Origin of the sequence: Photobacterium japonica (assembly GCF_050337005.1) — a bacterium.
Lineage (GTDB): Bacteria > Pseudomonadota > Gammaproteobacteria > Enterobacterales > Vibrionaceae > Photobacterium > Photobacterium japonica.
This window is the reverse complement of record NZ_JAKJSN010000038.1, coordinates 14,289-26,736: the sequence shown is the minus strand read 5'-3', so window position 1 is coordinate 26,736 and position 12,448 is coordinate 14,289. Positions and strand designations below refer to the sequence as shown.

Sequence of the window (12,448 nt, the reverse complement as noted above, 5' to 3'; positions counted from 1 at the left end):
GCTCGGGATGCTTCCTAGATAAGTGACAAAGCTAAGCAACAAAACACCGCGCAGATGAAAGTTTTCGCGGTGTTTTTATGCTTGATAATGATAGCGACAAGAAATGATCGTGATATGAATGTCATCGACTGCATAAACCAAGCGATTTGATTCATCTATCCGACGAGACCAAAAGCCTGATAAATTTTCTTTTAATGCTTCTGGTTTACCAATGCCTTCAAAAGGTGAGCGCTTGGTGTCGACAATCAGCTTATTAATGCGCTTGAGCGTTTTCTTATCCTGTCCTTGCCAATATAAGTAATCTTCCCAAGCCGCATCCGTCCAAGCGAGCATTCTACTCATCGATAAGATCTCGTTCCGTTACCTTTCCTGCTTTGAACTGTTCAATGGATTTATTCAAATGCGCAGCATTGGCTGGAGATTTCAGTAAGTGGACGGTCTCCATTAGACTGTTGTAATAGTCCATTGACATAACAACAGCATCTTCAGCGTCTCTTCGAGTAATTACCGTACAATCAGCATCGTTGACGACACCATCCAATACCGATTTCAAACTATTTCTTGCTTCAGTAAAAGAAACAATACGCATCATTCACCCCGATTAAGTTGTACACGTTATTGTACAAGTTTAACGCATCAAACCAACCTGTACAAGATAACGAACAAGTCATCACTGATTGGATACCCACACCAAACCCATCACACATACGCCTGCTTCACAATCAGCTCCCGCAGCCACTTATGGCTTGGGTCGTTATCCAGTTGCTTGTTCCATATCAGGAACAAGCCACCGGGGGATAAATCTAACGGCAACGGCTTCAGTTCGATGTTTGGGTTGCCGGCAAATTCTTGCAGGCATTTGCTTGGGTAACTCAAAATCAGATCGCTGCTTTCACATAACCGCACAGCACTGGCAATGTTTGACATGTTCACCGCATAGTCGAGCGTGAGGCGTTGTTGATCCAAGACTTCATGCAATAACCAACGGGCGATCCCACCAGTCATTACTTGAATGTGGCGGTACTTTAAGTAGGTTTTCAGGTTCCATGCTTCTTGCAACGCGGGGTGGCCTTTTCGCATCACGCAGGCGGTGGTGTCTTGCAACAACTCGGCGTAACTGAGGGAATCCGGCAGGCTTTCGATGTGGGCGGTGGCGCGTTTGTCCCATTCAAAAATACCAATACCAAAATCCACTTCCCTTTTTTGTAGACGATGAATGCTCGCTTCATTCCAGTCGCGGTTTTCAATCGTGATATGCGGGGCGCACTCCAGCATGGTCGGGAAAAAGTGCTCAAACACCATGGAATAGGCGGTTTCAACCAAATCAAAGGTAAACAGGCGGTTGCTGTTGGCGGGGTCAAATTGTTCCGGTGCACTGAGTTGGTCAATGTGCAACAAAATCGCTTCTAGCTTGGGTTCCAGCGCCAAGGCTTTTGGGGTGGGTAATAAGCCTTTCGACTGGCGTTCAAACAGCGGGTCATCAAACACTTGACGCAATTTTGTCAGCTGTTTACTGACCGCAGACTGGGATAAATAGAGCTTACTGGCCGTGCGCTTTACGTTGCGTTCTTGCAGCAGTACGTACAAGCAAATCAGCAAATTCATGTCGTATTTGAGTAAGCGCGAAATCTCTATCATGATATTCCTGAGGGTAAACGCATGGGTGAAAAGAAGTCACTTCTTATCATATCACTATTGCGCTACATTCCGCCCCGTCGATTAACTGGGGGCGCTGATTTGCCCTCTATGATGCATGGATTGAAAGGTAATGACCGAATTTGAAAAGATGATGGCTGGCAATGACTTCGATGGTGGCGATGAAGGTATTAATGCGATTCGCGACAACGCGTCGCACTTGTTGCAGACGTTAAACCAGACCATTGATGACACCCAACGCAGCAAGCTGTTGCATGAGTTAATGGGCTGCATCCCGGCTTCGAGCATTGTCCGTTCGCCATTCCTGTGTGAGTTCGGTAAAACCATTTTTATTGGTGAAGGCACATTCATCAATATGAACGTGACCATGCTCGACGGCGCCAAAATAAGCATTGGCGATAATGTGTTAATTGGCCCGAACACCCAATTTTACACCGCCAGCCATTCGCTCAATCACTTAGAACGCCGCAACTGGGAGACGTATTGTCAGCCAATCACAGTGGAAGACGATGTGTGGATTGGTGGCAATGTGGTGATCAACCAAGGTGTGACGATCGGCGCACGTTCTGTGATTGCGGCCAACTCGGTGGTCAATGCAGATGTCCCGCCCGATTGCCTCTACGGCGGCACGCCGGCCAAATTGATCCGTCGTATTGACGAGAAATAATAAGACACACAAGCACACAAGCACACAGCGTCGTATGAATATGTACGCTGTGTGTTTGATACGGTGGAGAAGCACGAGAGCATCATTACGTCATTCCTGTCTCACTCTCACTGAGCGCGTGAAAAAATAGGCTTTCTCCCTCAATTCGATTAGCATTCGGCTTACTTTTATCGCCCCCTTTTTGAGTCTATTGCTATGCTCGCGTATTTGTCCGCTTTACCGGCCTATGTCTCCCTGTCTGCTGCGATCCTGTTTGAGGTGATCGCCACCAGTTTACTTCCTCGTACCCAATCTTTTACCTCACTGCCTTACACTGTCACGGTGCTGGGTTGCTACGGCTTGGCGTTCTTCTTATTGTCCGTCACGGTAAAGACACTTTCGATTGGCGTGGCCTATGCCATCTGGTGTGGCGTGGGGATTGTGCTGGTCGCCTCTGCTGGCTGGTTACTGCACGGGCAAAAACTGGATGTAGCGACCGTGATTGGTATGGCGCTGATCATTGCGGGAGTGATGGTCATTAATCTGTTTTCAGGGAATGGGCACTGATGACGACGATTGGTGTACGCTCAAAAACGGACTGCCGATACAACACCCGTCGCGCACAATATGAAACTGCAACAGGCCCGAAAGAATCTAGCTATATTTGCCAAGTCAAAGACGGCGTTGGCTTGGTAGAAATATTTTAAGGCAGACTCCCTTCCTCGATAAACGGCAAATAAAACATAGCGTAAACGAACAAGTACGCTGTGTTAGTTTACCGCTTACCTCCATCGCGTTCTGATGCTCTCGCCTAACAACACCTATATGACCCAATTTCATGACAAACCAATAAAATAAGGTCAAAAATGAGCTCAGACTGCCATTATGGGTCATGGATGAACCATGGAAACTAAAATAAAGCAAAATAGGCCACTTATGAAATTCGGTTGATTTACATGGGTTATATTTGAGCTTAAAATATCAATGACTATAAATATTAGCTCACAGATAACCTCGGCGAGGCTTTATGAAACCACATCTCGTGCAACTCAGACAAAATGCCAAACTGCTTGAAGCTCAATTGGAGGAGGTCTTAAACCAAATTGAGCAAGCAACAAAGCACCCGATCCCCTCTTATTCACTTTATAGCTCAGATGAATTGGTTGCTGATATGCGGGCACGTAAGAAAGCGATCTCATTGGAGGATCTCGAACTCCAAACAGATATATCCGCTTCCACACTCAAGCGAATGCTGAAAGATCCACGTAAAACATCCTTAGAAAACTTTCTCACAGTGGCCAATGAATTGGGGATGAAGATATGGATAGAAAAGTAAAAGTTATGCTTTATAACGAATTCTGTGGTGTGTTATCTCAAGATGATTCAGGCTTTACGTTTGAGTACGACCCTCAATACAAAGGGCGTAGTCTTTCTTTGAGTTTGCCTACGCACAAAAGTCCGTTTTTCAGTAAGCATTTGCATCCCTTCTTCCTGAGTCTTGCCCCGGAAGGATGGCTTAAAAAACGCTATTCCGAACTACAAAAAATTGATGAAAATGATGCGCTTGGCCTGTTACTTGCCAATGGTCAAGATTTGCTTGGCGCAGTACAGTTGATGAGGTTTGATAATGTATCCAAGTAATCGATGCCTGATTAGCTTAGCGCCTCTCAATGAAGCTAATCGACAACAAGGTGAGTACCGGAATGGTGAAATTGCAAAATTGCTGGGATCCCATACTTATAAAATGAGATTGCCATTCACGCGGGATGAGTTCATTACAGAGTTGCCGAAAAAGCAGCAAGGTATGAGCATTTCTGGCTATCAGCCTAAACTGTCACTGGCAATCAATGAGAACGGAAACCTTAATGTCGTTGATAACAAAGGAATATTCATTTTAAAGCCTTCGCCAGAAGAGTTTCCTGAGCTTGCGACCAACGAACATGCAACAATGAGCGTGATGAAATTTTTGGGATTTGAAACACCCGATTTTGGTCTTGTTCGCTTTAATGGTGATGATCCTGATAGTGAATTGGCATTTCTGATTCGACGCTATGACCGAACAAATAATGGCGATGATGCTATACATCAGGAGCAGCTTGATGCCGCAATGAACATCGCTGAGAAATATGGAAAAATTAAAGATGATGATGAGGGATATGTTAGCTATGAACAAGCCTGTCATTTTTTGATTGAGAATATCGACTCTAGCTTAAACTTCAAAAAAGAATTGTTTCGCCGCGTTTTAGTGGCCTACTTTCTCGGTAACAATGATTTTCATCTGCGAAACTTCGGAATACTCCATCCTCAAACATCTGCATCTATACTGGCTCCCGTTTATGATTTCGTCTCTGTTGCGCCATATTCTCACTATATTTCAAACGAAACGGCATTAGCATTACCACTCCTCGCCATAGAAGAAGGTGATAACGGTAACTGCAGTGGTCGTATTTCTCACTGTACCTATACGGGGTTTGATTTCATTACATTTGCTAAAAACATCAAACTAAGTGAAAAAATAGCAAAAAAAATGATTACCGATTTATGCGCTAAAAAAGACAAAATCCTAGACATTTATAGGAACAGTTTTATGCCAGAAGAAGATGTCGAAAAAGTCAGACAATGGATTGAAAGCCGGGTAAATTATCTGGGTTACATGGAGCATGTTGACATATAGTCTGAATGTAAAAAAGATTGGCTTTCATCACAAAGCCAATCCTTTTTCAAATGTTTTCAAGGAAGAGAGCTAACGTGCCAATTACTCGTAATCAGACGCGTAGGTTTCTTCGTAAGTGTGCGAGTAAAGTTCAAATAATGTGCCGAACGGGTCTTCTAGGTACACCATTTTCGCTGGTTTGCTGTCATCTTCTGGGTGATAACGCATGATGTCCATTCTGACTTTACCGCCGTATTGTTTTACACGCTCAATGGTGGCTTCAAAGTCATCACTTTGTAGCGAAAAGTGGAACAAACCAATGCGAGAGAAATCAACACGGTGGCGTTCTTGGTGATCAACCATCTCAAACATTTCAAAGCCAACACCATCCTTCGTCACAAGGTGGGCAATATTGAAGCCTTTAAAGCCTTCACCAAAAACTTCGATACACATACGGCCAATGGCAGTTTCACGCTCTTCAACAACAGGCGTGTTGTCCATAACAATGCGTAGACCAAGTGCTTTAGTATAAAATTCAACGGCTTTAGTCATATCGCTGACCATAATACCAATGTGGCTCATTTTCATCATACTGCTCCAGATTCGCTCTATTTGGTTTCGTGTCAGGGGCATTCCCTGTGTCGATGAGGAGAGTATAGGCACGCGTGGCCATTATTTGAAATTATCGAAAATTATCAAAACAATAAAATTATTTTATTACCTTGCATTATTCACCGAGCAATCAATACCGGACTTTCGGCTGACGATGACAGTGTAAACCTGAGAGATCACAGCCATCACACACACCGAGAACACAATGCGAGCCCACAACACCATGGTGATATCTGCGCCAATCAGCAGTACCAATGCGGTATCTTCCAGCACACTGTGCAGTAAATTCAATAAGAGTACAGTGATAAAAGCATCTTTCGCCGTCAGGTTGCCTTTCTTAGTTTCATTGATGATCAACCCGCCCCCGTAAGACAAGCCCAAGGTAATACCAATCACGGCTAAGTGCGCGGCGTCTTTACTCACCTTGAGTACCTTCAACAGCGGCATCATGAGCCATGTCATGAGTCGTTCGATGTTCAATAGCTTCAACACTCGAATGAAGGTAATGAGCGCTGCGATCACCAGGAAAATACTGATGAGGTTTTGTCCTTGACCAATAGCCCAATCCATATAGTTGTCAGAAACCGGTGCTTTATTCTGCCAAAGGACGGTCGCGGGGTGTTGACCGGTACCAGAAAAGGAAAAATACACATGTTGGAGCCACGCAAACATCAATCCGCCACCCACTCTTAACAGCACAATGAGCCAAAGCGGGACGCCCGCTTTTTTAGAAATCATGCCTTCAAGGAGCAGCCCATGGCTTAACAGTAACAAGCTACTGAGCACGGTCACTTGAGCAACCGTTAATGACACATCAGTATTGATCAAGACCAAAATGCCGGCGTAAAGATTAGTCAACATCGTCGTCGCCCACACCAACGCCATGGAACTCGGCAGCCCGAGCGTCCCCATAACAGGCTCTAACCACTCACCCAGTACCGTAACCACACCCAGTTCATCGGCGATTTTGATCAAAACGAGAATTGGTATCATTATCTTAAATAAAGAATACGTCGTCGCGAAAACATCACTGATTAACTGCCTGATTTCTTTTGTTATTCTATGCATGACCGCGCTCCTTATCTGCCGTATTCTGCTGTGCTATGATAAGTCTATCGAGGTTAATAATATTTCGTAAATTACATAAAAAGCAGTTTGAGATTTCTTTTTTAGTTATTTTTTTGATGTGATATTACAATCCTAGGGCATTCAAGAAATTATGGATATCGACCGTATAGATCGCAACATTCTCATGCTTTTACAAAAGAACAACCGGATCCCAAATGTTGATCTCGCCGAAGAAGTGGGACTCTCACCACCCGCCTGCCTTAAGCGGGTTAAACGACTGCGGGAGGGCGGCGCCATCATTGGGGATGTGTCTCTCGTGAATCCAGAACTCGCCGGCAATATCATTACCTTTGTGGTATCCATCGAAATGGACAGCGATAGAGGGGACGTTTACCGCAATTTCCGCACGTCGATCCTAAAATACCCGGTCGTGACGCAGTGTTATCAAATTTCAGGGAGTTATGATTTTTTACTGATCGTAAGGGTCCGTGATATTCCTGAATACGAGCGTTTCATCGAAGGCTCATTGCGTAACGATTTGAACATCCGAAAATTTCACACCTCTATCTCTCTACGCACGGTGAAATTTTCTACCGAAGTCGATTTAACATCGTCAGATTCAGCCTAAACCACGCCCTTTCTAACAAACAGGCAGAAAAAAGGGCGCGTGCTAAGCACGCGCCCTTTTATAATCATGTTGCGAGAGCGACAGCAGCGATTAGGCGTTATCGCCCTGCACTCGCATGAAACCGTCTAGCACCGCGACGGTGTTATAACCCAGATCGTCAACAGCATAACCGCCTTCAAACACGAACAGAGTCGGCAGATCCAGCGTGCCCAACTGACGACCAATCTCGGCGTAATCAGTACGGTTGAGCTTAAAGAAGCTGATGGGATCGTGTTCGTACGTGTCCATCCCTAGCGAGATCACCAAGGCATCAGCGCCGAACGCACGGATTTTATCCAACGCGGTCGCCAGAGCAGGGCCGTACAGTGACCAATCGGTGATATTTTGCGGCAACGGCAAGTTCAGGTTGAAGCCTTCACCTTTGCCTTCACCGATCTCATCATCAAAACCGATGTAGTGCGGGTAATCGTAGTCTGGATCGCCATGGATCGAGACAAACAGCACATCATCACGCTCGTAGAAAATGCTCTGAGTACCGTTACCGTGGTGGTAATCGATATCCAAAATCGCCACTTTCTCTTTGCCCTGACGGCGCAGTGACTCGGCTGCAATCGCGGCGTTGTTGATGTAGCAGTAACCGCCCATCAAATCAGGCGCAGCGTGGTGACCCGGTGGACGACACAGGGCAAACGCCGCTTTCTCGCCATTCACCAGTAGATCAGCACCGGTCAGTGCACATTCCATCGCGGCGTGGATCGCTTCAAAACTGGTTTTGGTGATCGCAGCGGTCATGTCAAAGCTGTAGAAGCCCAACTTGCCTTCAATGTCTTTCGGAATACGGTGGCGCAAGTGACGCGGGCTCACGAAACAGTACGGTGATGCATCATGCTCGTCGCCGTAACGTGCTTCCCATTCAGACCATGCTGACTGCAAGAACGTAACGTAGTCTGGCGTGTGTACCCACGTCATCGGCTCAATGCCGTAGGCGCTGGGTTCAACAACGCTAAAACCACCGTGCTGATGAATGGCATTCAATACCATGTCAGCACGCTCAGGCTTTTCAAAACACGCAGTCGGCTCACCCGACAGGAACTCGTATTTCACGCGGTGTAGGCGTTGTTTGTCGGTGTAAATAACCTGCATTATTTTTTCAACTCCATCCAGAAACGCTCGTACATGCCCACGGCATCGCCCACGCTACCCAAGAACTGGCCTTTTTGTTTCACGTCTGCTGGCGGGAAGATGATTTCGCTGTCACGAATGCTCGCAGGCAGATGCTTCAATGCTTGCAGGTTAGGCGCGGCATAGCCGATTTCTTTAACCAAGGTGGCTTGGTTTTCTGGCTCCATCAAGAAGTTGATGAACGCATACGCCGCCGCTTTATTTTCCGCTTGGCTTGGGATCACGATGTTATCCATCCAGAAGATCGCGCCTTCGGTTGGATACACGTATTGGATCGCCGGGTTTTCTTGCTGGGCACGGTATGCGGTACCGTTCCACTGCATACCCACGTTCACTTCACCAGTGATCAACGGCACATGCGGGGCATCAGAGTTAAACACGGTCACGCCGGGTTTCAATGTTAGCAAACGATCAAACGCTTGCTGCAGTTCTGCCTGATTTTGTGAGTTCACACTGTGACCGTTAATGATCAGCGCCATGCCCATCACATCACGGACATCGTCAGTCAACAACAGTTGACCAGCAAACTCGGGGTTCCATAAATCTTTCCAGCTCGTCAGCTTACTCGCATCGATCAGATCCGAGTTATAGCCCATCGCCGTACTGCCCCACATGTAAGGCAAGGAATAATGGTTCTGGGGATCAAAGTCTTGATTCAGGATGGTGGTATCAAGGTCATTAAAGGCGTCGATCTGGCTTTTATCCAGCTTATGCAGCAAACCATCGTTAGCCAATTTAGACACGTAGTACGTCGAAGGTACCACGATGTCATAGCCTTTACCGCCCAGCAATTTCAGCTTGGCGTACATGGTTTCATTACTTTCAAAGGTCGCGTAGTTAACCTTAATACCCGTTTCTTTAGTGAAATCTTCAATCAATGATTGAGGCAGGTATTCAGACCAGTTGTAGACATTCAGCGAGGCCGCAGACGCAGGCACAGAGACAAGACCCATCAGGGTTAAAGCAGCAAAAGTTTTTTTCATTTATGTATCGTCAACTAACATATATATCAATAATTATTACGCGATATTGCGCGGCTGCATTACATAGCACTGTGTGATGCAAATCAAGCGCAAAGTAAACGATCACTTGACCTGAAACAGATCTTATCAACAGTTGCACAAAAAAAGCACTACGATAAAAATAATCAATGAAAACAATCAAAAACGCACATCATCGTCGCCGGCATCTGTCCCATAGTTACAGTATGCACCTCAATGAAAGGTAGGCGGCACAATGAATGCACACTGTCACTTTGAAAAAATTGATAAGACCACGTTTTTGGGCGCACTCTTTCTTATTTTTATCGTCATACTGCCCATCATTATCTGGCCCGCAGAAGCAACGTATTGGATCAATATTGCAAAAGAGATGATGACCAATACCCTTGGTGTGATCTATTTAGCGTTTGGTTTAATCGCTCTATTATTTATGGTGTATATCTATTTTAATGCGATTGGCCAAATTAAATTGGGCGATGCTAATGACCCACCTGAATACTCATCCATGTCGTGGGCGTCGATGCTGTTTTGTGGAGGGATCGGGGCCAGCATCCTCTATTGGGGCATGATTGAGTGGGTCTTTTATTATCAATCACCGCCTTTTGGTGCGCAACCGGGTAGCGCTGAAGCGATACAGTGGGCAACAGCGTACGGTATTTTTCACTGGGGGCCGATTGCGTGGTCAATTTACCTGATCCCAGGTATCCCGATCGCGTATTTCTTCTATGTCCGCAAACAACCAGTGCTTAAAGTATCGATGGCCCTCAAGCCCGTTCTAGGGGAAGCCAAAGCGGGGGGGAATCTCGGCAAATGCATCGATATTCTGTTTATCTTTGGCTTGATCGGCGGAGCCGCGACGACCCTTGGTCTTGCCGCACCGATGATCAATACCGGGCTGAATCACCTGTTTAATCTACCCATTACACCGATGAGTGAAATCGGCGTATTACTGTTATGCACCCTGCTGTTTTCCTATTCCTCGTATAAAGGCATGGATAAGGGCATCAAGGTGCTGAGTAATATTAATTTCTGGATGGCAATGGGGTTACTGCTGTTTATCTTACTGGCGGGGCCGACCCTGTTTATTATTGAAACCGGCTTTGAGGCCATGGGCACCCTGCTGTCCAACTTCTTTAAAATGGCAACATGGCTGGATGCCGTCGGCGGCTTTGAGCCGTTTAATGATTCCCGCTTCCCACAAAACTGGACCATTTTTTATTGGGCGTGGTGGTTGGTGTTTGCCCCAAGCATGGGGTTGTTCATTGCCCGTATTTCCCGCGGGCGTACCATCAAACAGATGATCGCAGGCTCCATTATTTATGGATCACTCGGCTGTGCGCTGCACTTTATCATCATGGGAAACTATGGCCTGTCGTTGCAACTCTCTGGCCAGCTCGATGTCATTGAAACCATTAACTTGCGTGGGGCTAACGAGGCTATTTTTGCGATTCTCGCGCAGTTACCGTTGGGGGAGATTGTCACTGCCGTGTTTGTGTTGCTGTGCATTTTTTTCACCGCCACAACTTTTGACTCTATCGCCTTCATTCTTGCGGCAGTGGTACAAAATGATGTGTCTGAAGATCCGATGCGCTGGAATCGACTCTTTTGGGCATTTATGCTCTCATTCCTGCCCTCTGTTCTGCTGTTTATCGGCGATCTTAATACGCTACAAACCGCGGCCATCATTGGCGGCACCCCCTTGCTGGTCATTGCCAGTATGTTGATGCTATCGGGATTTCGCGCCGCCACGGCCGATTTATGCCTACAAGAAAGCTATTGCGAGGATGTCATTAATATCGCGCAACTGCCTGAGTTTGATCCGTGGTCGATAGAAGGTAAAGCGCAGGCTGACTTTGAGCGGCTAAAAACAGAAGCCATTGAAGCCTCACAACTTGAACGTGACAGCTTGGATACCTTGTGGGAGGCGAGAAACCAGTCTCGCCAATGCCTCGCAATCGCCCCCAAGGCCAATCATTCACACTGTGAATGCCAAACCACGTTACAGCAATGCTCACAACAGTGGCGATTTGCCTACCAACGAAAATTGGATGCCTCGCTGGCAGTCAAGGCGGCACGACGACGCTTTGATACCATTTTAAAAGACAAGCACCAGCAAGATATAACGATCCAACATTGAGTGCCCATTACAATAAGGGGGAAAGCAGTAGCGTTTATTTATCATGCGTGCTTTCCTTATCATCATAATGCGAAATCACTTGGGTGGTTTCATATATTTTGCGATTCAATAGTTCGCTTTTCGCCGCTTAGCGGTCGGCATCAACAGCATCGTCTATCGATTCTTTCATATCACCACTGAACGGATTTAAAATGCTGTTTAGGATGTCACTAAAAATCATCGGGGCGGCGGGAATAGCAAGCAGGGTATTGAGCAAAAGATAATGCAGGGATTCGTTTTGCCATGCCAGCGCAATGGTCCACATACAAAACGGAATGCCCAATATAAAAAACCATTGTTTCTTCGTCATCGTTGCTTCTCCTTAAGCGTGATGAAATCAGCCATGTCAGGCCATACTACGAACGAGACCAACACATGGGCACAAAACGGATCCCACTCATCTCCGCTTCATCCCCTGTTGCCTCAAAGCCTTGTGAAGCATAAAACGCCACCGCATTCACGGATGCCCGTAGACGTACCGAAGGCACCTGTGAATGCCCCAGCAGATGCTGCAACAGGGCTTTACCCCATCCGTGTCCTTGCGCCGCCATATCAACAAACAGATGCGTAATGTACTCACCGTCACGGAGTGCCCCAAAACCGATAACCTTACCCTGCACTTCCATTTTCACGGTATAAAACGCCGTTGGATCAAACACCGTTTCCACATCCGGCAGCACTTTACGGGCAAACGTCTGTCGGCCTACATCAGAAAAATGGGGGAAAATAGCGGCTTCTGATACTTTTTCGACTAACTCAACCACCTGGGGTAAATCATCCCGCGTCACTGTAGTAATACGCATTTTCGCCTCCCTTTATCTATGCG

At 46.4% G+C, this 12,448-nt stretch carries 17 protein-coding genes; 8 read left to right on the top strand and 9 right to left on the bottom strand.

Annotated features, from left to right (window positions below):
• Nucleotides 1–75: 75 nt before the first annotated feature.
• From L4C36_RS15350 to L4C36_RS15340, 3 genes are all read right to left on the bottom strand, one after another.
• Nucleotides 76–342: a Txe/YoeB family addiction module toxin gene (locus L4C36_RS15350; RefSeq protein WP_428478680.1), complete on the bottom strand. Its 267-nt coding sequence runs from the start codon at nucleotides 340–342 to the stop codon at nucleotides 76–78.
• Nucleotides 335–589 carry a type II toxin-antitoxin system Phd/YefM family antitoxin gene (locus L4C36_RS15345; protein WP_428478703.1) on the bottom strand — a complete coding sequence of 85 codons (255 nt, stop codon included), beginning with the start codon at nucleotides 587–589 and terminating at the stop codon, nucleotides 335–337. The genes L4C36_RS15350 and L4C36_RS15345 overlap by 8 nt, the downstream gene beginning before the upstream one ends.
• A gap of 110 nt (nucleotides 590–699) precedes the next feature.
• Nucleotides 700–1,638 carry a LysR substrate-binding domain-containing protein gene (locus tag L4C36_RS15340; RefSeq protein ID WP_428478679.1) on the bottom strand — a complete coding sequence of 313 codons (939 nt, stop codon included), beginning with the start codon at nucleotides 1,636–1,638 and terminating at the stop codon, nucleotides 700–702.
• A gap of 130 nt (nucleotides 1,639–1,768) precedes the next feature.
• Between L4C36_RS15340 and L4C36_RS15335 the strand changes: the two genes are divergently transcribed.
• The 6 genes from L4C36_RS15335 to L4C36_RS15310 all read left to right on the top strand — a co-directional run bounded on the left by L4C36_RS15335 (nucleotide 1,769) and on the right by L4C36_RS15310 (nucleotide 4,976).
• Nucleotides 1,769–2,323, top strand: a complete 555-nt coding sequence (locus L4C36_RS15335) for a sugar O-acetyltransferase (protein ID WP_428478678.1) — start codon at nucleotides 1,769–1,771, stop codon at nucleotides 2,321–2,323.
• Nucleotides 2,324–2,518: 195 nt separating this feature from the next.
• Nucleotides 2,519–2,869: a DMT family transporter gene (locus tag L4C36_RS15330; protein ID WP_428478677.1), complete on the top strand. Its 351-nt coding sequence runs from the start codon at nucleotides 2,519–2,521 to the stop codon at nucleotides 2,867–2,869.
• A complete protein-coding gene (locus L4C36_RS15325) occupies nucleotides 2,869–3,009 on the top strand; it encodes a hypothetical protein (protein ID WP_428478676.1) in 141 nt (46 codons plus the stop codon). The genes L4C36_RS15330 and L4C36_RS15325 overlap by 1 nt, the downstream gene beginning before the upstream one ends.
• Before the next feature lie 320 nt (nucleotides 3,010–3,329).
• Nucleotides 3,330–3,638, top strand: a complete 309-nt coding sequence (locus L4C36_RS15320) for a helix-turn-helix domain-containing protein (RefSeq protein ID WP_428478675.1) — start codon at nucleotides 3,330–3,332, stop codon at nucleotides 3,636–3,638.
• On the top strand, nucleotides 3,623–3,943 hold the full coding sequence (locus L4C36_RS15315; protein ID WP_428478674.1) for a HipA N-terminal domain-containing protein: 321 nt from the start codon (nucleotides 3,623–3,625) through the stop codon (nucleotides 3,941–3,943). Before L4C36_RS15320 ends, L4C36_RS15315 begins: the two co-directional genes overlap by 16 nt.
• On the top strand, nucleotides 3,930–4,976 hold the full coding sequence (locus L4C36_RS15310) for a type II toxin-antitoxin system HipA family toxin (RefSeq protein ID WP_428478673.1): 1,047 nt from the start codon (nucleotides 3,930–3,932) through the stop codon (nucleotides 4,974–4,976). Before L4C36_RS15315 ends, L4C36_RS15310 begins: the two co-directional genes overlap by 14 nt.
• A gap of 81 nt (nucleotides 4,977–5,057) precedes the next feature.
• Here L4C36_RS15310 and L4C36_RS15305 read toward each other — a convergent pair whose 3' ends face one another.
• Nucleotides 5,058–5,543, bottom strand: coding sequence for a VOC family protein (locus L4C36_RS15305; RefSeq protein ID WP_428478702.1), 486 nt, complete (start codon nucleotides 5,541–5,543; stop codon nucleotides 5,058–5,060).
• Nucleotides 5,544–5,672: 129 nt separating this feature from the next.
• Nucleotides 5,673–6,635 carry a hypothetical protein gene (locus L4C36_RS15300; RefSeq protein ID WP_428478672.1) on the bottom strand — a complete coding sequence of 321 codons (963 nt, stop codon included), beginning with the start codon at nucleotides 6,633–6,635 and terminating at the stop codon, nucleotides 5,673–5,675.
• Nucleotides 6,636–6,786: 151 nt separating this feature from the next.
• Between L4C36_RS15300 and L4C36_RS15295 the strand changes: the two genes are divergently transcribed.
• On the top strand, nucleotides 6,787–7,263 hold the full coding sequence (locus L4C36_RS15295) for an Lrp/AsnC family transcriptional regulator (protein ID WP_428478671.1): 477 nt from the start codon (nucleotides 6,787–6,789) through the stop codon (nucleotides 7,261–7,263).
• 90 nt (nucleotides 7,264–7,353) lie between these two features.
• Here the strand turns inward: L4C36_RS15295 and L4C36_RS15290 are convergent, their stop codons facing one another.
• Together L4C36_RS15290 and L4C36_RS15285 are read right to left on the bottom strand one after the other, a co-directional pair.
• Nucleotides 7,354–8,406 carry a histone deacetylase family protein gene (locus L4C36_RS15290; RefSeq protein WP_428478670.1) on the bottom strand — a complete coding sequence of 351 codons (1,053 nt, stop codon included), beginning with the start codon at nucleotides 8,404–8,406 and terminating at the stop codon, nucleotides 7,354–7,356.
• Entirely contained in the window at nucleotides 8,406–9,428 is a 1,023-nt protein-coding gene (locus L4C36_RS15285; protein ID WP_428478669.1) for an ABC transporter substrate-binding protein, read from the bottom strand. Before L4C36_RS15285 ends, L4C36_RS15290 begins: the two co-directional genes overlap by 1 nt.
• 253 nt (nucleotides 9,429–9,681) lie before the next feature.
• On the opposite strand from L4C36_RS15285, the gene L4C36_RS15280 reads away from it, so the two are divergent.
• Nucleotides 9,682–11,583: a BCCT family transporter gene (locus L4C36_RS15280; RefSeq protein ID WP_428478668.1), complete on the top strand. Its 1,902-nt coding sequence runs from the start codon at nucleotides 9,682–9,684 to the stop codon at nucleotides 11,581–11,583.
• Between the two features lie 127 nt (nucleotides 11,584–11,710).
• Here the strand turns inward: L4C36_RS15280 and L4C36_RS15275 are convergent, their stop codons facing one another.
• Together L4C36_RS15275 and L4C36_RS15270 are read right to left on the bottom strand one after the other, a co-directional pair.
• Complete coding sequence (locus L4C36_RS15275; protein ID WP_428478667.1) at nucleotides 11,711–11,932, bottom strand: hypothetical protein; 222 nt, start codon at nucleotides 11,930–11,932, stop codon at nucleotides 11,711–11,713.
• A gap of 46 nt (nucleotides 11,933–11,978) precedes the next feature.
• On the bottom strand, nucleotides 11,979–12,425 hold the full coding sequence (locus L4C36_RS15270) for a GNAT family N-acetyltransferase (RefSeq protein ID WP_428478666.1): 447 nt from the start codon (nucleotides 12,423–12,425) through the stop codon (nucleotides 11,979–11,981).
• Nucleotides 12,426–12,448: the final 23 nt, after the last annotated feature.